Annotated in this window: 21 protein-coding genes; 11 read left to right on the plus strand and 10 right to left on the minus strand. The window is 70.6% G+C overall.

What is annotated here, in order from left to right:
• Positions 1 to 133: 133 nt before the first annotated feature.
• Positions 134 to 436: a helix-turn-helix transcriptional regulator gene (locus ACTOQ2_RS42770; protein WP_440107576.1), complete on the minus strand. Its 303-nt coding sequence runs from the start codon at positions 434 to 436 to the stop codon at positions 134 to 136.
• Positions 437 to 568: 132 nt separating this feature from the next.
• Here ACTOQ2_RS42770 and map point away from each other — a divergent pair, with 132 nt between their 5' ends.
• Positions 569 to 1,360, plus strand: a complete 792-nt coding sequence (gene map / locus ACTOQ2_RS42775; RefSeq protein ID WP_440107578.1) for a type I methionyl aminopeptidase — start codon at positions 569 to 571, stop codon at positions 1,358 to 1,360.
• Here the strand turns inward: map and ACTOQ2_RS42780 are convergent.
• A complete protein-coding gene (locus ACTOQ2_RS42780; protein WP_440107580.1) occupies positions 1,347 to 2,504 on the minus strand; it encodes an erythromycin esterase family protein in 1,158 nt (385 codons plus the stop codon). The two genes, map and ACTOQ2_RS42780, sit on opposite strands and share 14 nt — an antisense overlap.
• A gap of 283 nt (positions 2,505 to 2,787) precedes the next feature.
• On the opposite strand from ACTOQ2_RS42780, the gene ACTOQ2_RS42785 reads away from it, so the two are divergent.
• A complete protein-coding gene (locus tag ACTOQ2_RS42785; protein WP_440107582.1) occupies positions 2,788 to 3,741 on the plus strand; it encodes an RNA polymerase sigma-70 factor in 954 nt (317 codons plus the stop codon).
• Between the two features lie 166 nt (positions 3,742 to 3,907).
• On the opposite strand, the gene ACTOQ2_RS42790 is transcribed toward ACTOQ2_RS42785, so the two are convergent.
• The gene (locus ACTOQ2_RS42790) at positions 3,908 to 5,056 is read right to left on the minus strand and encodes an epoxide hydrolase family protein (protein ID WP_440107584.1); all 1,149 of its coding nucleotides are present in this window, start codon (positions 5,054 to 5,056) and stop codon (positions 3,908 to 3,910) included.
• A 113-nt stretch (positions 5,057 to 5,169) separates the two neighbouring features.
• Here ACTOQ2_RS42790 and ACTOQ2_RS42795 point away from each other — a divergent pair, with 113 nt between their 5' ends.
• The 3 genes from ACTOQ2_RS42795 (at position 5,170) to ACTOQ2_RS42805 (ending at position 7,804) form a co-directional block, all read left to right on the plus strand.
• The gene (locus ACTOQ2_RS42795; protein ID WP_440107586.1) at positions 5,170 to 5,649 is read left to right on the plus strand and encodes a MarR family winged helix-turn-helix transcriptional regulator; all 480 of its coding nucleotides are present in this window, start codon (positions 5,170 to 5,172) and stop codon (positions 5,647 to 5,649) included.
• Between the two features lie 270 nt (positions 5,650 to 5,919).
• Positions 5,920 to 6,489: a TetR/AcrR family transcriptional regulator gene (locus tag ACTOQ2_RS42800; protein WP_440107588.1), complete on the plus strand. Its 570-nt coding sequence runs from the start codon at positions 5,920 to 5,922 to the stop codon at positions 6,487 to 6,489.
• A 130-nt stretch (positions 6,490 to 6,619) separates the two neighbouring features.
• Positions 6,620 to 7,804 (plus strand): GDSL-type esterase/lipase family protein, encoded by a 1,185-nt coding sequence (locus tag ACTOQ2_RS42805; RefSeq protein ID WP_440107590.1) that lies wholly within the window; start codon positions 6,620 to 6,622, stop codon positions 7,802 to 7,804.
• A 48-nt stretch (positions 7,805 to 7,852) separates the two neighbouring features.
• Here the strand turns inward: ACTOQ2_RS42805 and ACTOQ2_RS42810 are convergent, their stop codons facing one another.
• Positions 7,853 to 8,758, minus strand: a complete 906-nt coding sequence (locus ACTOQ2_RS42810) for a LysR family transcriptional regulator (RefSeq protein ID WP_440073495.1) — start codon at positions 8,756 to 8,758, stop codon at positions 7,853 to 7,855.
• Between the two features lie 131 nt (positions 8,759 to 8,889).
• On the opposite strand from ACTOQ2_RS42810, the gene ACTOQ2_RS42815 reads away from it, so the two are divergent.
• The gene (locus ACTOQ2_RS42815; RefSeq protein ID WP_440107592.1) at positions 8,890 to 10,197 is read left to right on the plus strand and encodes an aspartate aminotransferase family protein; all 1,308 of its coding nucleotides are present in this window, start codon (positions 8,890 to 8,892) and stop codon (positions 10,195 to 10,197) included.
• Positions 10,198 to 10,262: 65 nt separating this feature from the next.
• Here the strand turns inward: ACTOQ2_RS42815 and ACTOQ2_RS42820 are convergent, their stop codons facing one another.
• Complete coding sequence (locus ACTOQ2_RS42820) at positions 10,263 to 10,595, minus strand: DUF4387 family protein (RefSeq protein WP_440107613.1); 333 nt, start codon at positions 10,593 to 10,595, stop codon at positions 10,263 to 10,265.
• A gap of 234 nt (positions 10,596 to 10,829) precedes the next feature.
• Between ACTOQ2_RS42820 and ACTOQ2_RS42825 the strand changes: the two genes are divergently transcribed.
• The 3 genes from ACTOQ2_RS42825 to ACTOQ2_RS42835 all read left to right on the plus strand — a co-directional run bounded on the left by ACTOQ2_RS42825 (position 10,830) and on the right by ACTOQ2_RS42835 (position 14,368).
• A complete protein-coding gene (locus ACTOQ2_RS42825) occupies positions 10,830 to 12,503 on the plus strand; it encodes an FAD-binding dehydrogenase (protein ID WP_440107594.1) in 1,674 nt (557 codons plus the stop codon).
• Between the two features lie 185 nt (positions 12,504 to 12,688).
• Positions 12,689 to 13,357 carry a HEAT repeat domain-containing protein gene (locus ACTOQ2_RS42830; RefSeq protein WP_440107596.1) on the plus strand — a complete coding sequence of 223 codons (669 nt, stop codon included), beginning with the start codon at positions 12,689 to 12,691 and terminating at the stop codon, positions 13,355 to 13,357.
• Between the two features lie 6 nt (positions 13,358 to 13,363).
• Entirely contained in the window at positions 13,364 to 14,368 is a 1,005-nt protein-coding gene (locus ACTOQ2_RS42835; RefSeq protein WP_440107598.1) for a HEAT repeat domain-containing protein, read from the plus strand.
• 190 nt (positions 14,369 to 14,558) lie between these two features.
• Here the strand turns inward: ACTOQ2_RS42835 and ACTOQ2_RS42840 are convergent, their stop codons facing one another.
• The 5 genes from ACTOQ2_RS42840 to ACTOQ2_RS42860 all read right to left on the minus strand — a co-directional run bounded on the left by ACTOQ2_RS42840 (position 14,559) and on the right by ACTOQ2_RS42860 (position 18,559).
• A complete protein-coding gene (locus tag ACTOQ2_RS42840) occupies positions 14,559 to 15,494 on the minus strand; it encodes a hypothetical protein (protein WP_440107600.1) in 936 nt (311 codons plus the stop codon).
• Positions 15,491 to 15,982, minus strand: coding sequence for a hypothetical protein (locus ACTOQ2_RS42845; protein WP_440107603.1), 492 nt, complete (start codon positions 15,980 to 15,982; stop codon positions 15,491 to 15,493). Before ACTOQ2_RS42845 ends, ACTOQ2_RS42840 begins: the two co-directional genes overlap by 4 nt.
• A gap of 249 nt (positions 15,983 to 16,231) precedes the next feature.
• Positions 16,232 to 17,080 carry an aldo/keto reductase gene (locus tag ACTOQ2_RS42850; protein ID WP_440107605.1) on the minus strand — a complete coding sequence of 283 codons (849 nt, stop codon included), beginning with the start codon at positions 17,078 to 17,080 and terminating at the stop codon, positions 16,232 to 16,234.
• A gap of 106 nt (positions 17,081 to 17,186) precedes the next feature.
• Positions 17,187 to 17,885, minus strand: coding sequence for a nitroreductase (locus ACTOQ2_RS42855; RefSeq protein WP_440107607.1), 699 nt, complete (start codon positions 17,883 to 17,885; stop codon positions 17,187 to 17,189).
• 188 nt (positions 17,886 to 18,073) lie between these two features.
• Positions 18,074 to 18,559 carry a MarR family winged helix-turn-helix transcriptional regulator gene (locus ACTOQ2_RS42860; protein WP_440107609.1) on the minus strand — a complete coding sequence of 162 codons (486 nt, stop codon included), beginning with the start codon at positions 18,557 to 18,559 and terminating at the stop codon, positions 18,074 to 18,076.
• 223 nt (positions 18,560 to 18,782) lie between these two features.
• On the opposite strand from ACTOQ2_RS42860, the gene ACTOQ2_RS42865 reads away from it, so the two are divergent.
• Together ACTOQ2_RS42865 and ACTOQ2_RS42870 are read left to right on the plus strand one after the other, a co-directional pair.
• Positions 18,783 to 19,118, plus strand: a complete 336-nt coding sequence (locus tag ACTOQ2_RS42865; protein ID WP_440073474.1) for an ArsR/SmtB family transcription factor — start codon at positions 18,783 to 18,785, stop codon at positions 19,116 to 19,118.
• Between the two features lie 9 nt (positions 19,119 to 19,127).
• Positions 19,128 to 20,357, plus strand: a complete 1,230-nt coding sequence (locus ACTOQ2_RS42870) for a GNAT family N-acetyltransferase (RefSeq protein ID WP_440107611.1) — start codon at positions 19,128 to 19,130, stop codon at positions 20,355 to 20,357.
• The last annotated feature ends 353 nt before the right edge of the window (positions 20,358 to 20,710 follow it).

Here is a 20,710-nt window from a genome sequence, read left to right on the forward strand (position 1 = left end):
GAGAAGAGACACGCCTCATCGGCCCTGCTGGGGACCGCTGTGGCATAAACCGTCTCCACGATTTCAGGGGATTGACAGCGTGCGGCTCCCGCCTCTTTCGCCGACCCCTGCGAGGCAGTTGCGGGCTCGAGACCTACGAGGCCAACCGTTCACGTGCGCTGCGGCCTGGTCCTGTGGGTTCGACCCCGCCGTCAGGCTGGTTGATCTCGGCCCACACCGCGTCGAGGGAAAGACCGAGGACCGCGGCGATCGCCGCGATGGTCGGGAAGGCGGGGGTCGCCACGCGGCCCGTCTCGATCTTCCGCAGGGTCTCCGGTGAGACACCCGCATCGAGCGCGGTCTCGAGCATCGAGCGCTCCCCCCTGGCGCGACGCAACAGTGCACCGAGGCGCTGTCCGCGCTCGACCTCCGCGGGTGTGAGCGGCAACCTGACCATGGCTCCGATTCTAGGCCCGTACGGGTTGAGATCAGCGGGATTCGCTCCGCTTGAAGATCCGAAGTCCGTACAGGCCCCAGTGCCGGGATAATATGGCCGGGATAGTTATTGGTTGCGTGAGAAGGGCGCCGCATGATCGAGATCTTGAACCCCACCGAACTGGTCCGGGCGAAGGAGGCCGGCGCCCTGGTCGCCGACATCCTGCAGACGCTGAAGAGCCGCAGCGCGGTGGGCACCAACCTCCTGGACATCAACCGGTGGGCCGAGGCCATGATCGTCGAGGCTGGAGCGCAGTCCTGTTACGTCGACTACGAGCCCTCCTTCGGACGCGGGCCGTTCGGCCACTACATCTGCACGTCCGTCAACGACGCCGTGCTCCACGGACGGCCCTACGACTACACGCTCACCGACGGTGATCTGCTCACACTCGACCTCGCCGTCTCCAAAGGCGGAGTCGCCGCGGACTCCGCCGTCAGCTTCATCGTGGGCGACTCGAAGCCCCCGCAGAGCGTCGCGATGATCAGCGCGACCGAACGCGCGTTGAGCGCGGGGATAGCCGCCGCCGGACCCGGGGCTCGCATCGGTGACATCTCCCATGCCATCGGCTCGGTCCTCAGCGAGGCGGGGTACCGGATCAACACCGAGTTCGGAGGTCATGGCATCGGATCGACGATGCACCAGAGCCCGCACGTTTCGAACACCGGACGGCCCGGCCGCGGGTACAAACTGCGCCCCGGACTACTGCTCGCACTGGAGCCGTGGGTCATGGCGGACACCGCCGACCTCGTCACCGACGCCGACGGCTGGACGCTCCGAAGCGCGACAGGCTGCCGGACGGCACACAGCGAGCACACGATCGCCATCACCGACGACGGAGCCGAAATCCTCACCCTGCCGAAGCACGCGCCTGTCAATCCAGCCTGATGGCCTGCTTGAGGAAGACGACGCCGTCGACCATGTCGAGCTGGGCCGGGTCCAGCGGGAAATAGCGGAAATCATGGGAGACGCGCGGGACGGGCTTCGTGACGGCCTCGGCCAGGCGGCGGGCGTCGATGAGAGAGTGCTCCCACGGGAGCGCGGACAGGACGCCCTCGACGGTGTCCGGGGACGGGGTGTCATCGCCGACCGTACCGAGGGCCGAGGCCAGGAAGGCGTACCGGTCGCCCAGATACGCTTCGGTGATCGCCCCGGCGCTCCACCACTCCAGCATCTGGTCGCCGAGCGGCATGAGGCTCTTGTTCCGCTGCAGGTGGAGGTTGTGGGCGAAGACCAGGGCCGGGCCGCGCCCGGCGACGGCACGCAGGTTGGCGGCCATCATCGCGTCCCGCAGGGCCGACAGCCGGGTCCACCGCGCAGGGGACGCGTCGGCCATCCAGTGGTGGTAGCGAAGCAGGCCGGTGGCGGTGCGCCCGTACAGTGCCGCCCGTTCCCTGTCCTGCGCGCCCAGCCGCGGCATCTGCGTGTCGAGCAGCGCCACCAGGTCGTCGGCGATCAGTCGCAGCCGCTGGGCTTCGGCGGACTGGCCGATCGACTGGGACGGATCCATGGCCGCGGCCTCGTTCGCCCACCGCTCGTCCGGGCCCAGCAGCGTCTCGAGGGTCTCCCTGGTACAGGGCAGCGGGCCGTTGAGGAGGTCGTGCAGGGCGGTGAGCGCCTGGCGCGGGCTCGCCGCCCAGTACTCCAGGGGGCCGTCGAACCCGAAGAACCGGAGCTGTTCGTCATGCTCCTCGTTGTACGCCCGCATCCAGCGCACGAGCTCGCGGTTGGCCGGGGACGTGCCGAAGTTGTGGCTGAAGCCGCGTTCCATGACGTCGTCGAGCGTGCCCGCGCCCGTCGTGATGTGGTCGTCGACCACGAGGCCCATGAGGCAGTCGCTCTCGATGGCGAACGACCGGTAACCCTCCTGCTCGACCAGATGCCGGAAGATCTCGTTGCGCAACTCGCCCAGCTCCCCCACGAAGTGCCTGGCCTCGCCCAGGCCGAGCAGCAGGGGCTTGGCGGGAAGCGACCGCAGGAACGCCGAGACGCCCTCGCCGTCGAGCGGCCGGGCCATGTCCTTGATATCCATGCCTTCAACGGTATCGTTGAACACCCGGTGTAAACTTTTCGCCGGAAAACACCGCCCCCACCGCGATGAACCTTCAATCGGCGGTGTATCCATGAGGTCGGTGGGCCCGGCGCGCGGCACGACCTGTTCCGAAGCAGGCGGGGGAGAAGGCGGGCGGCGGCCCGATCCTTGTGACAGTGCGGTTATGTGACGTACGCCACCGATCATGGGTGTCACACAGCGGCGAGGGCCGGCGCCTTGTGCGTGGAGCAGGAGTCGAGAGCGAACAGGCAGGAGCCGGGCCATGAACGAGCGCAGCGAGCCGACGACGGGCACAGCCGAGCCTCTCGCCGGTGGCGACCGGGTGGACTGCGGGATGGACTCGGCCACCGAGGCGTTCGTCGCCCACCGCAACCTGCTCTTCACCGTCGCCTACGAGATGCTCGGCTCGGCGGCCGACGCCGAAGACGTCCTCCAGGAGACCTGGCTGCGGTGGATGAAGGTCGACCTGGGGCAGGTGCGCGACCGGCGCGCCTACCTGGTCCGGATCACGACCCGGCAGTCGCTCGACCGGCTGCGCGCCATGAGGCGCCGCAAGGAGGCCTACTTCGGCTCCTGGCTGCCCGAACCGCTGCTCACCGCGCCGGACGTGGCCCAGGACATCGAACTCGCCGAGAGCGTGTCGATGGCGCTCATGCTCGTCCTGGAGACGCTGTCGCCGACCGAGCGCGCCGTCTTCGTGCTGCGCGAGGTCTTCGACGTCGGCTACGACGAGATCGCGGCCGCCGTCGGCAAGAATCCCGCGGCCGTCCGCCAGATCGCGCACCGCGCCCGCCGGCACGTCGATGCCCGCCGCCCTCGCGAGGTGGTCTCCCCGAGTGAGACCCAGGCGGCTCTGGAGTCGTTCCGGCGCGCGGTCGACACCAGGGACCTGCAGGGCCTCCTCGACGTGCTCGCCCCCGAGGTCGTCCTCATCGCCGACGGCGGCGGTCTCAGGCAGGCCGCGCCGCGGCCGATCACCGGCGCCGACAAGGTGGCCCGCTTCATCGTCGGCGGCCTCGGTAAGGCCGAGGTCGCGCCCACCGGTGAGTTCACCGTGGTCAACGGCAACCCGGCACTCCTCGTCCGCGTGGACGGCGAGATCGACGGCGTCATGGCGATCGGTGTCCAGGACGCCCGCATCACCGGTCTCTACTACATCCGCAACCCGGAAAAACTGACCCGCGTCGAATCGGAGACCCCGCTCACCCTGCGATGAAACCGGCGAACTCGCCGGCCGGGGACCGCCGGTCGAGCGTGGCCTGGGACCGCCGGTCGAGCGTGTCCGCCCGTTCGCCCCGCCCGCCGCCTACGAGCAACCGCGCGGACAGGCACCGAGCAACAGGATCCGCTTGGTCAGCGGCGCCGAGGCGTGGTGGCGCGACCTAGAGTGCCCGGTCAAGGGCCTCGGTCACGGCGATCGAGGTGATGCGGGTAGCGGCTCGGTGGTCGTTCTTGAGGCGGGTGAGGAAGAAGTCCCGGACGTCCTCGGCGAGCAGGTCCGGCACCTCCATCGCGGCGAAGTGGCCGCCGCGCTCGAACTCCGACCAGTGCCTGATGTCGTACAGCCGCTCGGCCAGCGGTCGCACCGACTGCGTGATGTCGTGCGCGAACACCGCCACGCCAACCGGTACCGGGCACGGCTCGATCCCCCGCGGAGCATCGTGGTGCAGCCGCGCCGAGGAGGCCGCGGTGGCGGTCAGCCAGTACAGCGAGATGTTGGTGAGCATCCGATCGTCACTGATCTGCGAGCGAGGGTCGGTCCAGTGCGCGAAGCGCTCGGCGATCCAGACCAGCTGGCCGACCGGCGAGTCGGTCAGCGCGTAGCCGATGGTCTGCGGGGTGGCGGCCTGCAGTGCCTGGTACGGCGGGCGGTTCGCCATCAGCTGCCTGACCTTGTCCAGCCGAGCTTCATCCGTTGCGGACAGCTGGATGTCGGCGTCCGGGACCGGGCGGGTCGGCAGGTAGTTGACGTGCACCCCGACGACCCGCTCGGGCGCGACCGCGCCGAGCGCCGTTGAGATGCCCGAGCCGAAGTCGCCGCCCTGCGCGCCGTAGCGCTCGTACCCGAGACGGCCCATCAGCTCGGCCCAGGCCCGCGCGATCCGGACGATATCCCAGCCGCGCTCGTGGGTCGGCCCGGAGAAGCCGTACCCCGGGATGGACGGGATCACCAGGTGGAAATCGCGCGACAGCGGCTCGATGACGTCGAGGAACTCCAGAAACGAGCCGGGCCAGCCGTGGGTGAGGATCAGCGCGAGCGCGTCAGGCTTCGCGGACCGGACGTGGACGAAGTGGATGTTCTGGCCGTCGATCTCGGTGGTGAAGTGCGGGAGCTCGTTGAGCTCGGCCTCGTGCTCGCGCCAGTCGTAGCCGGTGCGCCAGTGTTCGGCCAGCTCCTTCAGCCGCGCCAGCGGGAAGCCGTAGTCCCACCCGGCGTCAGCGACCTCGTTGGGCCAGCGGGTGCGGGAGAGCCGGTCGGTCAGGTCGTCGAGGTCGGCCTGGGGGACGTCGATGCGGAACGGCTTGATCATGGTCTCAACTCCGGGGGAATTCATTCACTGCCCAAATGTTTGGTTGGCTAACGTTTACCCAACGAACGATAGCATAATCATTAGTGCACCGAACGACTCGCTAGGCTTGTCACATGGAGAACCCGACCGAGGAGACCCCCACCCCGTGGGAGAACCTGCCCAGCTGGCTGCTCGGCCAGACCGCCAACCACGCGCACCGCCTGGTGGGTGACGGGTTCTCCTCCGTCGGCGCCCGCGGTTACCACTACCGCCTGCTGGCGACACTGGAGCAGTCCGGCCCGGCCAGCCAGGCCGCACTGGGCCGCCGTAGTGGCATCCACCTCAGCGACATGGTCGCGACGATCAACGAACTCGCCGATCACGGACTGGTCGAGCGCGCCCCGGACCCCTCCGACCGGCGGCGCAACATCATCTCGCTGACCCCGGCGGGCAAGCGGCAGCTGCGGCGACTGGAGAAGCGCCTGGCCGAATGCCAGGACGAACTGCTGGCTCCGCTCTCACCCGAGGAGCGACAGGGGTTGACCGGGTTGCTGTCCAAACTGCTGGATCACCACAACCGGCGAACCGGCACCCCCGAAGAGCCGTGGCGCTGACCGGGCCCCGAGTCCCGGCCTGGCCACCGGTCCCTTCGCCCCCCTCGGCTCCGGCAGCGGCTCCGTAACCGCGAAGAACGCCCTGTTCAGCCGGTCGGCGAACGCGGTGATCCCGTGCCCGAGTAGTCCGCCGAGGCGCTCGCACGGGTCCGTCCGCGAGGGCGTCACGAACGTGCGCGCCACTCGGCGGCTGATCCCTAAAAGCGAGGTCGATTTGCCTAAAGGTATTAGGCAAATACATAATCGACACTGCCGAATGAGAGGGAGGCCATGGCACGCGCAGGACTGACCACGGAACGCCTGACCCAGGCCGGGGCGGAACTGGCCGACGAGGCCGGCTTCGACCAGGTGACCGTCTCGGAACTCGCCAGGCGGTTCGATGTCAAGGTCGCGAGCCTGTACTCGCACCTGAGGAACTCCCAGGAGCTCAAGACCAGGATCGCCCTGTTCGCCCTGGAGGAGCTCGCCGACCGGGTCGCCGCCGCCCTGGCCGGGCGGGCCGGCAAGGACGCTCTGGCCGCCTTCGCCAACGTCTACCGCGACTACGCCCGGGAGCATCCCGGCCGCTACGCCGCGACCCAGCTGAGGCTGACTCCGGAGGAGGCGTCCGCAAGCGCCGGCGGCAGGCACGCACAGATGACGCGGGCGATCCTGCGCGGCTACGACCTGACGGAACCTGACCAGACGCACGCCGTCCGACTGCTGGGCAGCGTCTTCCACGGCTACGTCAGCCTGGAGATGGGGGGCGGGTTCAGCCACAGCGCGCCCGACACGCAGGAAACCTGGTCGCGGGTCCTGGACGCCCTCGACGCCCTGCTGCGGAACTGGCCCGCGCCCTGACCCGGGCCCCCACGCCGGTCCGCGCCCTGACCCGGGCTCCCACGCCGAACGAGTGCCGCCGACCGTGCGGCGCACCGGCGAATCCAAAACCCCCGAACAATCAGAAAACTTCGATCAACAGGCTGAGACCATGAACACCACGCCCGACTGGATCACCACGCCCGTCACCGCGGACCTTCTGCGCGGCGCGCTCGACCTGCAGGACACCGCGCACGGGGTGCTGCCGCACCGGCTGCCCGCCCGTGCCCGCGCCCAGTGCGCCGACGGACAACTCGCCATGGCGGAGTCCCAGCCCTCCGGGGTACGGCTGGTCTTCCGTACCCGGGCCACCGCCGTCGAACTGGACACGCTGCCCACCAAACGGGTCTACGTCGGCGCTCCGCCCCGCCCGGACGGTGTGTACGACCTGCTCGTCGACGGCCGCCTGGCCGACCAGGCCGGTGTGACCGGCGGTAACACCCTGACCATGGACATGACCACCGGGACCACCGAGCTCCGGCCCGGCCCGGCCGGCACCCTCCGCTTCACCGGCCTGCCCGACCGGATGAAGGACGTCGAGATCTGGCTGCCGTACAACGAGACCACCGAGCTCATCGCCCTGCGCGCCGACGCCCCCATCGAGCCGGCACCGGACCGGGGCCGCAGGGTGTGGCTGCACCACGGCAGCTCGATCAGTCACGGCTCCGACGCCGCGAGCCCCACCACCACCTGGCCCGCCCTCGCCGCCTCCCTCGGCGACGCGGAACTGATCAACCTGGGCCTGAGCGGCAGCGCCCTGCTCGACCCGTTCACCGCCCGCGTCCTGCGCGACACCCCCGCCGACCTGATCAGCCTCAAGATCGGCATCAACCTGGTCAACACCGATCTGATGCGCCTGCGCGCCTTCACCCCGGCCGTCCACGGTTTCCTCGACACCATCCGCGAAGGCCACCCCGGCACACCGCTGCTGGTCGTCTCGCCCATCCACTGCACCATCCACGAGGACACACCCGGTCCCAGCGCCCCGGACTTCACCGACCTCGCCGCCGGGCGACTGCGGTTCCGGGCCACGGGCGACCCGGCGGAGCGCGCGGGCGGGAAACTGACCCTGGGCGTCATCCGGGACGAGCTGGCCCGGATCGTGGGGCAACGGGCGGCCGAGGACCCGAACCTGTACTACCTCGACGGCCGTGACCTCTACGGGGAGGCCGACTCCGCCGAGCTGCCGCTGCCCGACGAACTCCATCCGGACGCCGCCACCCACCGCCGCATCGGCGAGCGCTTCGCCAAGCTCGCCTTCACCGCCGGCGGCCCCTTCGCGGACCGCAGCTCCTGAAACCGGTCCCCGCCGCGCGGGCGTACCCCGAAGCACGAGACGTCCGCGCTACGCGGGTTCCGCCTTCCGGGCGCTGTCGCGAAGCTGTGCCACCGCGCGGGCGACCAGGTCGCCGCGGCGTCGATCCTGGCGGGCGTGGACGACGATGCGCCGCAGGACGGCGGGGCGGACCACAGGCCTGGCGACGACTCCGCGGGGAAGCTCCGCGACGGCCAGGCGCGGCAGGACGGTGACGCCGATGCCCGTCTCCACCAGCCGCAGCGCCGCCCGGTGATCGTCCAGGCGGGCGGCATATCGCGGCGTGAATCCGGCGGCCCGGCAGGCGGTCAGGATGATCTGTCCGATCGGGCTGTCGTAGATGTCGTGATCTATCCAGGGCTCACCTTCGAGGTCCCGGAGGGCGAGTTCGCGGGCATCGGCGAGAGGGTGGGCGCCGGGGAGCACGGCGACGAGCTCCTCGACGACGAGTTCATGACGTCGGTAGCCGTCGAGGTGCACTCCGGCTCCGCCTGCGGGCTCGGTCCGGATGTCGAGGTCCGGGCGCCGGCGTCCGCGCCCGTCGACGGGCTCGTTGAGGCTGATCTCGACGGTGAGGTTCGGCTGGTGGCGGCGAACAGTCCGCACGACCTCCGGGATCCACCGCTCGGCCGCGGAGGCGAAACAGGCGATCGCCAGATGCTGCGCCTGACCGCCCCTGAGGTCCGCGACGACTCGTTCGAGGCGTCCGAAGTCGGCGAGGAGCGACTGGGCCTGATCCGCCAGGTGCCGTGCGGCGTCGGTGGGGGTGATGCCGCGCCCCTGCTTCTCGAAAAGGACCAGCCCGGTCTCCTTCGCCAGGGTGGTCATGTGCTGGCTGATCGTCGCGGGAGAGTAGCCGAGGTTCCGCGCCGCTTTGTTGATCGACCCGGCGGCCAGGACCGCGCGCAGGATCGCGAGACGTTGCGGGTTGAGCATGGCACCAAAGGTAAGGCAATGCCGAATGATGAGCCGCATTTGTTTGCTTGTTTCGAGCTTTGCCGGCGGTGGAGGATGGCATCGAGCAGGACGTCCGGCGTCGTCTCGGGCGTGGTGAGAGAGGGTTGGCGATGGACACGACGTTCTGGGACGAGGCGGACCGTCTCCTGATCCGCTACGGAGCAGGTTTCACCCCGCGGGTCATCGAACGCGCCCGTGGCGCGTACGTCTTCGATCGCCGGGGCACGCCGATTCTCGACTTCACCTCGGGGCAGATGAGTTCCATCCTCGGCCATGCGCACCCGGACATCGTGGCGACGGTCTCGTCCGCGGTCGCGTCGCTGGACCACCTCTTCAGCGGCATGCTCAGCGCTCCCGTACTGGAGCTCGCCCGCAGGCTCACCGCGACCCTGCCCCCGGCACTGGGCAAGATGTTGCTGCTCACCACGGGAGCCGAGGCGAACGAGGCCGCGATCAAGATGGCCAAGCTCTCCACCGGCCGTTTCGAGATCGTCTCCTTCGACCGCTCCTGGCACGGCATGACCCAGGGGGCCGCCGCCGCGACCTTCTCCGCCGGGCGGCGCGGCTACGGTCCCCCGATGCCGGGAAACCTCGCGCTGCCCACGCCGAACGCCTATCGTTCGCCGTTCCGATCCTCCGACGGGTCACACGACTGGGAGGCCGAGCTCGCCTACGGCTTCGCCCTGGTCGACCGGCAGTCCGCCGGGAGTCTCGCCGCCTGCCTCATCGAGCCCATCCTGTCCTCGGGCGGGCTCATCGACCTGCCGCCCGGGTACCTGCGTCGCCTCAAGGCGATGTGCGACGAACGCGGGATGCTGCTCATCCTGGACGAGGCGCAGACCGGTCTCGGCCGCACCGGAGCGATGTACGCGTTCGAGCGCGACGGGGTCGCGCCCGACATCCTGACGTTGTCGAAGACCTTGGGAGCCGGGCTGCCGGTGGCGGCCGTCGTCACGACCGCCGAGATCGAGCAGGTCTGCCACGACCGGGGTTTCCTCTTCTACACCACCCACGTCTCCGACCCCCTGGCGGCCGCCGTCGCGCTGACGGTCCTTGACGTCATCGTCCGCGAGGACCTCACCCGGCGTGCCGCGACGCTGGGCGATCAGCTCACCGGCCGGCTGCTGACGCTTCGCGACGACTACGAGGTCGTCGGCGACGTTCGCGGCCGTGGCTTGCTCCAGGGCATCGAGCTCGTCAGGGACAAGAAGAGCAAGGCGCCCGCCGACGCGCTGGGCAACGCGATCACCTCGGCCTGCCTCGAACGAGGCCTGCACATGAACATCGTCCAGCTACCCGGGATGGGCGGCATCTTCCGCATCGCCCCGCCTCTCACCATCGGGGAGGACGAACTGCACGCCGGCGTGGACATCCTCGAAGCGTCTCTCAAGTCCGTGCTCGACGCCGCCGCCAGGTGACGCGGACGGTCCGGCGGCGGCGGGCCGCCGGACTCCGATTCGCCGTGGCGCCCCCGTGCGGGCTCTCACCCGGGCACGAGCGCCGCCAGGGGAACGTGGTGCCGGCCCGCGTGGATGTCCCGATCGCGCAGGCTGCCCTGGGCCACCGGCCGGGGGAACGAGATCTTCACGACGTCGAGGGCGGGGATGCGGAACATGCCGGTGGGCTCGTCGACGTCCACGACGTGGTTGAGCACGAACTGGTAGGCGGGACCGCGCTCGCTCTCGGCCGGCGAGGTGGCGAAGGCCAGGCTGGGCAGGTAGTCCATGTCGGCGGTCGGGAGATGGAGCATCAGCGGATTCGCGATCTTGGTGATCGCGGTGGCCGTGGCCTGGTCCGGGGCGTTGACCAGCATCATCACCCCGACCTCCCGGGGCGGCCCGGCCGCCGGGTCGATGCTCCCCGGCTCCCGCGCCGGTTCACGGGTGCGGCGCCCGATTCCCGGCCGGCCCGTCAGAGCCGTTCACGAGGTTCCTCATGTGTCCACCCCCGCCGTGCGGGTCCGCCGCCGCGCAGTGATCAGGCCGGTCCCCTTACCATCGACACGCCCCCGGACGGGATCGACGGGGTGCTTGAGCAAGGGAGTACCGCCATGGACGCGGACGTCATCATCGTGGGTGCGGGTCTGGCCGGGCTGGTCGCGGCGCAGCAGCTGACCGGCCGGGGCCGAAAGGTGGCGCTGGTGGACCAGGAGAGCGCCGCCAACCTGGGAGGGCAGGCGTACTGGTCGTTCGGCGGGCTGTTCCTCGTGAACTCGCCCGAGCAGCGCCGCCTGAGGGTGAAGGACTCCTTCGATCTGGCATGGAGCGACTGGCAGGCGAGTGCCGGGTTCGACCGCCTGGAGGACGAGGACGTCTGGGCGGCGCGCTGGGCCCGCGCGTACGTCGACTTCGCCGCGGGTGAGAAGCGGTCCTGGATAGACGCCCAGGGCATCAAGCTGACGCCGGTGGTGGGCTGGGCGGAGCGCGGTGGCCTGCGCGCCGACGGTCACGGCAACTCCGTGCCCCGCTTCCACGTGGCCTGGGGTACGGGAACGGGCGTGGTGGCCCCGTTCGTGCGCGGCGCCGAGCAGGCGGCCGACGCGGGACTGCTGAGGTTCTACCACCGCCACCGGGTCGACGAACTCGTCGTCCGGGACGGCGCCGTCACAGGGGTGCGCGGGAGTGTCCTGATGGACGACCCCTCGCCGCGGGGGGTGGCCTCCAGCCGCGAGGTGACGGGCTCCTTCGAGTTGACCGCGCAGGCGGTCATCGTCACCAGCGGCGGGATCGGCGCCGATCACGACCTGGTGCGCCGTCACTGGCCCCGGCGGCTGGGCACCGCCCCACAGAACATGATCACGGGTGTGCCGGCCCACGTGGACGGGCGGATGCTGGCCATCAGCGCCGCGGCCGGGGCCCGGATCGTCAACCAGGACCGGATGTGGCACTACACCGAAGGCGTGCGCAACTGGAACCCCATCTGGCCCGGGCACGCGATCCGGATCCTGCCGGGGCCGTCGTCGATGTGGTTCGACGCGCTGGGCCGCCGCCTGCCGGAACCGTGCCTGCCCGGCTACGACACCCTCGGCACCCTCAAATATCTGCGCACCACCCCTGACATCGCCGGATACGACCACTCGTGGTTCGTTCTCACCCAGAAGATCCTCGAGAAGGAGTTCGCGCTGTCGGGCTCGGAGCAGAACCCCGACATCACCGGCGGAGACCGGAAGGCGGTACTGCGGAACCGGGTCTTCGGCAAGGGGGCACCCGCTCCGGTGGAGGCTTTCAAGCGGCACGGCGCGGACTTCGTCGTCGCCACCACGCTGGACGAGCTGGTGGTGAGGATGAACGGCCTGACCGACGAACCGCTGCTCGACGCCGGCGAGCTGCGCCGCCAGATCGTGGCCCGCGACCTGCAGGTCGGCAATCCCTACAGCAAGGACGCCCAGGTGCAGGGCATCCACAACTCGCGACGCTTCCTCGGGGACCGGCTCAGCCGCACCGCCACCCCGCACCGCATCCTGGACCCGCAGGCCGGTCCGCTGATCGGGGTCAAGCTCCACGTCCTGACGCGCAAGAGCCTCGGCGGCATCCAGACCGACCTCGATTCCCGCGTCCTCGGCGTGGACGGCGAACCCGTCAGCGGCCTGTACGCGGCCGGGGAGGCGGCCGGATTCGGCGGCGGCGGCGTGCACGGCTACAACGCCCTGGAGGGCACCTTCCTCGGCGGCTGCCTGTTCTCCGGCCGCCAGGCCGGCCGCGCCGCCGCCCAGGCGGTCGCGTGAGACGCCCAGGCGGTCGCGTGAAACGCACGGCCCCGGTGACCGCCGGCCGGGGTCCGCGCCCGCCGGCGTGACCCGGCAGGCACCGAACCCGGTGGTCCGGGGGGTGCCCGGTGACCTCGCGGCGTGTCCCCGCTTGACCTTGACACGGTGACAAGGTCTTCACTGGGGCCGAGGAGGTGGTCCCGATGACCATGCCGAAACAGGACACGGACATGATCCGAGCTTTCCAGGGGCTGGAGGACGGCCGCCCGTCGGTGCGGCTGCGAGCGGCGCTGGCGGTCGGCACGACCCCCGACCCGCGGTTCGTCGACAAGCTCATCGAGCGATGCGCCGTCGAACCCGAGTTCTACGTGCGCGACATGCTCACGTGGGCCCTCACCCGCCACCCGGCGTCGATGACGGTCCCGGCGCTTCTCGGCGAGGTCCGCTCGGAGCGTGCGCAGGCGCGAAGCCAGGCGTTGCACACGCTGTCCAAGATCGGTGATCGGCGGGCGTGGCCGGCGATCACGCGGGCGCTGCTGTCCGACGCCGACGACGAGGTGGCGCGGAGCGCCTGGCGGGCGGCGGTCGTGCTCGTGCCCGAAGGTGAGGAGCGCGAGCTGGCCGTAGTGTTGTCGACACAGCTCGGGCGCGGCGAGCGTGAGACGCAGCTGAGCCTCAGCCGGGCGCTGGTCGCGCTCGGTGAGGTGATCCTGCCAGCTCTGCGCGCCGCGACGACGGATCCCGACCCTCGGGTGCGCGCGCACGCGACCGCCACGGAACGGCTGTCGCGCGACCCGGATGCCGGATTCGAGTTCGCGATCGAGCAGGCGAAGCGCGTCGTGGCCCTGGGCGGGACCGGCCAGGAGGAGTGACAGGCAGTGTTGATCGGCGATGTGGCACGACGGTCCGGGGTCAGCGCCCGCATGCTCAGGCATTACGACTCGCTCGGCCTGGTGCGGCCGACGGGCCGTACCGGCGCCGGCTATCGGGAGTACTCCGGCGAGGACATCCGGCGGATCTTCCACATCGAGAGCCTGCGGTCATTGGGACTGTCGCTGCGTGACGTCGGGCGCGCGCTCGACGACCCCGGCTTCACGCCCTCGGCGCTCGTCGACGACCTCATCCGCCGGACGCGAGAACGCATCGCGGGTGAGACGGAGCTGCTCACGCGACTGCGTCGGATCGGTGCCGCGGAACCGGCCGGCTGGGAGGACGTCCTCCAGACCGTCGCGCTCCTGCAGGCGCTGGGCTCCAAGAGCGCCGGGAAGCGCCAGCGCGCGGCCCTGTCCTCGGTCGAGGAGGTTCCGGTGCCGGTGGAGGCGCTGGTCGAGGCGGCGCTGAGCGAGACGGACCCGAACGTCGCCGGAGCCCTTCGATGGGCTCTGGCGCAGTTGGGCGACGGCGGGTTGGCGCTGCTGGCCGAGGGCCTCGGCTCGCCGGCGGCCGAGGTGCGGAAACGTGCCGTCCAGTCCATCATCGAGATTCCGGACGGTGCGGCGACCGCGCTGCTGCGGGACGCCCTCGCGCACCCCGACATCGTGGTCCGCAGGTACGCGGCTCTGGCGCTCGGGGTACGTGGAGTGGCCGAGGCCGTCCCGACCCTCATCGACATGGTCGTCGAGGGGACGAACGACGTCGACGCGGCCGACGCGCTGAGCGCGCTGGCGAGTCGTCCCGCGTCGGCGGATCGGATCGCCGCCGGGCTCGTCGACCGCCTCGCCCACGGCACCGTCGAATCGTCCGCACGCCGGCGGCTGACCCAGGCGCTCGCGGACATCCCGGGGCTCACGGCGTCACGTGCCCTCGCGGATCTGGCACATGACGAGGACCGTGCCGTCGCGCTCACCGCGACGTACATCCTCGGGATACGCGAGGCACGATAACGGACCTTTCCCGGGGTGCCGCGTGCCCCGGGGCCCGGTCGTCGCCGGTCACCGTCCGAGCGGCGACGGCCACGGCGTCCTGCTGGTACAGGTGTGAGATGCCGGTGTCGACGACCACGACGACCACGACCAGCGCGAACCGCGGCCAGGGTCGGCGGCACGCTCATCGGAGGATCGACCCGGCGACGGATCATCTGTCGCTGTGGGCGGCGTAGTGGGCGCGGATGAGCGCGATCACGGTGTCGGTGGTGCGCTCGAGGTGGCTACGGCCATCAGGCAGCCGCGCCTCGCGGCTGATGTAGCTGCCCGGCCCCACGTGCGTGGCCGGATCGAGCCGATGCACGGTGATCTTTCCGGCGCGGCGGGCCAGGTTCCATCCGCTGCCGGACCACACCCGCCACCGCTGGGGAAAGATCCACATACCGCTGCGCTCGATCCAGTCGCCGGCACTGGTGAGCTGATGCAGATGATGGGCGTGTGTGAGATCGTTGGCGCCGTTGTGGAACCCGCCGAGCGTGATCAGCAACAACGGGGCCCGCAGATGGGTGCGCAACTCCTCGACCGCGCCGGTGGCGACCTGGGCGCCCCCGCTGTAGCTGAGCAACACCACCGGGATGGCGCTGTCGGGCCGGTAGCCGGCCAGCCGCAACTGGCCGGCGATCTGGGCACCCACCGCCCGGTTGTACAAGGGACGGTAGCGGTGATCGGCGGCGACGAAGATCTGCATCACGTTGTGCAGGAACAGCACCAGCTCCACCCGGTGGCGCAGCCACTCCCACACCGGCCGGTTGACCAGCGGGTCGGCCAGCGGGGAGTAGGGCTGCACCTGACCCAGCACCCGCAGCTCCGGCGCCGCGTCGATCACCGCCTGGACCAGCCGGCCCCCATCACGGGTGTCACGGAAGCGACGCTTGCCGATCCCGTCGAGATAGACCAGGTAGGCCCGCGGAGGGCGGCCGGGGTCGGCGCCGCGCGCATAGGGCATGCCCGGGGGCAGCTCGACGGTGGCCGCGCGCCAGCCGGCGGTGTAGGCCATCAGCTCGTAGCGGGCCAGCAGCGCCTCGGCGAGCAGGACCAGTCCGAACACCCCGAGCAGCACCACGACCAGGAAAGGGAACTCGCTCATGTCAGCACCTCCCGCACCCCGGTGGCGCTGATCTTCACGACCAGGCGCCGGACGGCCTCGACGGCGGCGCCCAGACCGGCTCCGGCCACGGCCAAACAGCCCGCGGCGGCCCACCAGCCCAGCCCGGTGGCCGCGGCGAGCGGGCCGGCCAAGCCGGCCCCGACCCCGGTGAGAAGCAGCAGGTGCAATAGCGGCCCGAGCAGGGGAAACGCCAAGATCGCGGCGAGAAGCAGCGGGGCAGCCCGGCCGGGGGTCCAGACGAACGCCGCCGCGCCCGATCGCGGCGCCGATCCCATCAGCTCGGCCAGGGTCCACGCGCTCACCGGCCACAGCGCGAACACCACGCCCTCGACCACGGCACCGACCAGCAGCAACTCGATCGCGACCGACCGCGACACGCGGGGCCGGCGCGCCAGCAGCGGCAGAATCCGCCCGGCGGCCTCGGACAACCCGGCCAGCAGCAGCACCACGACCACGACGGGTGACATCGCTCAACGCTCCCGCGGTGAATCCTTCGAAGCAGCCGATCGGCTGCTCCGGCTAGCAACAATGCGGTCCATGGCACGAAGCCGGCGGCGCCGCCAGAGGTTTCGGCCCTCGGTCGTGAACCACCGCGCACCGAATGCCGAAGCCGACACCTTCCCTGTCACTGCCCGGGAGGCTCGCGGCGGCACCCGCCCGGAGCGGCCATGCCGGCCCAAGGGCCACTCCGCGTGGAAGGGGCCTCCCTTTTGTGATCAGGCGAGGTCGGCGAGGTCCTCCTCGGTGAGGGTGATCGACCGGGCGCCCAGGTTCTCCTCCAGGTGAGCCACGGAACCGGTACCCGGGATGGCCAGGGTGACCGGAGACAGGGCCAGCAGCCAGGCCAGGGCGATCCGATGGACGGTCGTGCCGTACCGTTCGGCGACCTTGACCAAACCGGGGTCGTTGATGTCGGCCCTGCCGCCGCCGAGGGGGAAGAACGGGACGAAAGCGATGCGGGCCTGCGTGCAGGCCTCCAGGACAGCCGTCTCGTCACGATTGGCGATGTGGAAGTTGTTCTGGACGGCCGCGACGGGAGCGATCGTGCGGGCCTCGGCGAGATGGCCGACGTCGACGTTGCTGATGCCCAGGTGGCGGATCAGGCCCTCCTCGCGCAGCGCGGCGAGCGCCTCGAAGCGTTCGGCGAGCGACTCGCCGTGCGGGGGTTCCATCGTGCCGATGCGCAGGTAGACCAGGTCGAGGCGGTCCAGGCCCAGGCTTTCGAGGTTGGCCTCGACCTGGGGCCGAAGATCGGCGGCGGTGCCCTGGCCGGGCCCGCCGGGACCGAAGACCGGGCCGACCTTGGTGGCGATGACCAGGGTGTCCGGGTACGGGAACAGGGCCTCACGGATCAGGGTGTTGGCGTGCACCGCGCCGTTCTCGCTGCGATAGAAGTCGGCGGTGTCGATGTGGTCGACGCCGAGCTCAACGGCACGGCGCAGGACGGCGCGGCCGGACTCGGGGTCGCGGGCGGGTCCGCCCGGGCCGCCGTGGGGCAGGCGCATGGCGCCGAAACCGAGCCGGTCGATCGTCAGGTCGCCGCCGAGGCGGAACTGGCCGGTCATGTCTCTCCTTGTGATGTGATGTGGTGCCTGGCGGTGGATCGGCTTCCGCGCGATGCCCGGCCGGAAGCGAAGCGGCGACAGCCGCTCCGGGCGGGAGGCGCCCCGCTCACGCCGCGTGCGATCGTATGGCCGAACTCTCGACGAACGTGACCGTCTCCTCGAGCGGCGCCCGGCCGGTACGGGCGTGACCCACCGTGACGTCCTCGAACCCGATCGACATGCCACAGAAGAGGATGAGCCCGTCCGGGGGCGACAGGACCTCCGCGACGGTCCTGCGATATACCGACCACGCCATCTGCGGGCAGCTGTGCAGCCCTTCGGCGCGGAGCAGCAGCATGACGGTCTGCAGATACATGCCGGCGTCGGCCCACTGGGGCAGGCCCATGTCGCGGTCGATGTAGCAGAACAGGGCGGCGGGCGCACCGAAGCAGCTCCAGTTCGCGGCGGCGGCCCTCTGGTGCGCCTCCCAGTCATCGTGCGAGATGCCGAGTGCGCCGTAGCGCTGCGCGCCGAAGGCGGATCGGCGCTCGCGGTACGGGGACTTCAGCGCGGACGGGTACATCTCGTACTCCCGCTCGTCCCAGGGAGTGCCTGCCGCCACACGCTCGCCGACGCGCTTCTTGAGTTCGGCCAGCCGCGCGCCGGTCAGCACGTAGGCGTGCCACGGCTGGAGGTTCGATCCGGACGGCGCCCAGGCCGCGGCGGACAGCACGCGCTCCAGCACCTCCCTCGGGACGGGCTGGTCGGTGAATCCGCGCACTGCCCGTCGGCTCGTGACCGCCTCGTAGACGTCCACGATCGCCACCTCCCCCTCCGCTCGACGTGCCCAGCTTCGGTACACTTAAGACCGTATCATTCATGATGGTATCAATCAATACCATCTGGTGGGCTGGGAGCACGTTGTGAGGAAGACAACTCGTACGGGAACCGGCCGCGAACGTCGCCGCCGTCTGCCGCCCCGCCCGCGCGGCGGGCGACCGGCGCGCGGCCGGCCTACGCCTCACCGCCCGGCGGATAGGCGAACCGGGTCAGAAGATCCCTCAGCTGCTCGGGCTCGCCGGGCCCCAGGTCGGCGACCAGACGTTCGGCCAGCGGCTCCGCCGCCACATGGGCCGCGTCGAAAAGCTCGACGCCCTTGGGCGTGATCTCCACCGCCCGCGCCCGCCGGTCCCCCGGAACGGCCTTGCGCACGGCCAGCCCCATGCGCTCCAGATCGTCCACGACCCGCATGATTCCCGCCTTGTCCGACCCTGTCGCCGCCGCCAGGTCCCGCTGCACCGTGGCCCCGCGGTCGACCAGCACGATCAGGGCGGCAAAGTGCCGCAACTCGATACCGAGTGGCCGAAGCGCCTCCGTCATCACCGCGGCCGCGCGCCAGTGCGCCCGGCGCAGCAGCAAGCCGAGAGTGAAAGGCGAGGCATCCCCGGGGCGGTCGGTCGCACGCGAGGCGGTGATTCCGTGAGGAACGTCGGCGGTCATGAAAGCACATTACCCGCTATCTTTTCATTTAATACGGTATCAATTGAAATTAATTGCGAGCCTGGCGAGACAGTCCGCGTGATGGCCGCATGCCGACCGGGCGTTCGGGAGAGCATCTCGTACTCGATGCGAAGACAACGGCGGAGCCTGAGCCACCGGATGGCGGCCAGGCGGAATGGAGAACATTACCCTTCCAGCATTCATCGATTATCGTCGATTTTCGATGAATGAGAGGCTGGAGCCGCTGGAGCGCGAAGCGGCGGAGGAGTACGCGAGCTGGTTCAGGGCGCTGGCCGACGGCACCCGCATCCAGATCGTGTCGTTGCTGGCCCGGCGGCGCGAGCCGATGAGCGTCGGGGAGATCGTCGCCGTCGTGGGGATCGGCCAGTCGACGGTCTCGCACCACCTGAAGATCCTGTCCGAGGTGCGGTTCGTCCTGGTGGAGCGGCACGGCACCTCCAGCCTGTACCGGATCAACGAGGCCTGCGTGAGCTGCTTTCCCACCGCCGCCGACGTGGTGATGGGCAATCCCGTTCCCGCGACGCCCGCCTGCGAGTAGGAGCACGCCATGGCACACGACGAGGTCGTCAACCGCTACTCCGGCCTGGCCCGCGCGGCGCTGGCCGGTGAGACCGTCGCCGACTGCGGCGCCGGCGCCTTCGAACGGGGCCGCTTCGGCGCGGCCGGCTACGACGACACCGCGGGACTGCCCGAGGGCGCGCTGCGGGCCAGCCTCGGCTGTGGCGACCCGGTCGCCGTCGCCGAGCTGCGTGAGGGTGAGATCGTGCTCGACCTCGGCTCCGGGGGCGGCATCGACGTCCTGCTGTCGGCCCGCCGGGTCGGGCCGTCAGGAAAGGCCTACGGCCTGGACGCCAGCGCCGACATGGTGGAGCTGGCCCGGCGCAACGCCGAGCAGGCGGGCGCGGCCAACACCGAGTTCGTGTGCGGCACCATCGAGGCCGTCCCGCTGCCCGATCACGCGGTCGACGTCGTCATCTCCAACTGCGTGATCAACCTCTCCGGCGACAAGGCGGCCGTGCTGGCCGAGGCCTTCCGGGTGCTGCGGCCCGGCGGACGCCTCGGCATCAGCGACGTCGTCACCGAAGGCGCCCTCGCCCCTGAACCGCGGGCGGCCGCCGAGCTTCGGGTGGGCTGCGTCGCCGGCTCGCTCGGCGTCGCCGAGTATCGCGAACTGCTGCTGGAGACCGGTTTCGTGGCCGCCTCGATCACGCTGACCGCCGATCACGGCGACGGTGTCCATTCGGCGATCGTCCAGGCGGTCAAGCCCGCGATCTCACCAGGGCTGGAGATCCGGCCGATGCGCGACACCGACGCCGAGCAGGTGCTGGCCATCTACCAGGCAGGACTGGAAAGCGGCCAGGCCGGCTTCGAGACGACGGCCCCCAGCTGGGAGGGCTTCACCGCGAGCAGGCTCGCGCATCTGCGCTACGTCGCCGCCGACACCGGCACCGGTGAGGTCGTCGGCTGGGTGGCCGCCTCCCCGGTGTCGGCGCGTCCGGTGTACGCCGGAGTCGTCGAGCACAGCGTCTACGTCCACCCCGGCTGCCAGGCTCACGGGGTCGGCCGGGCACTGCTGAGCGCGTTCGTCGCCGCCAGCGAGGACGCCGGGATCTGGACGATCCAGTCCGGGATCTTCCCGGAGAACGCCGCCAGCCTCTCCCTGCACCGGGCGCTCGGCTTCCGCGTGGTCGGCACCCGCGAGCGCGTCGGCCGCCACCACGACACCTGGCGCGATGTGATCATGATGGAGCGGCGCAGCACGGTCGTCGGGCGATGACCCCGGGGCGAAGGCGCGGGAACATCCGCCGGCCGGTGGTGGTTGTGCCTCTCGTGGCCGGTGTGCCCAGTGTCCCCGGGCCTCACCTATCGCCTTCGCGGAACACCGTTCGGCTGGAGCCGCGTTGCGCATCTCGCCGAGAGGCGACCTGCACACCGGTACGCACCCGTTGAGCCGAAGGCCCCGCCCCCAGGGCGGGGCCTTCGGCATGTCCGGTGATGCTGTGACCTCCGGGCTGCCCGCCCATGACGGGCGAGCCGATGAGCCGCCCCACACACCGAGCACTCATAGACGTCTGTCAATATGGACAGAGCATGACTTCGATAAGCATCTATCCCCGGAGGTCCGATGGA

Origin of the sequence: Streptosporangium sp. H16, from assembly GCF_051918855.1 — a bacterium.
GTDB lineage: Bacteria > Actinomycetota > Actinomycetes > Streptosporangiales > Streptosporangiaceae > Streptosporangium.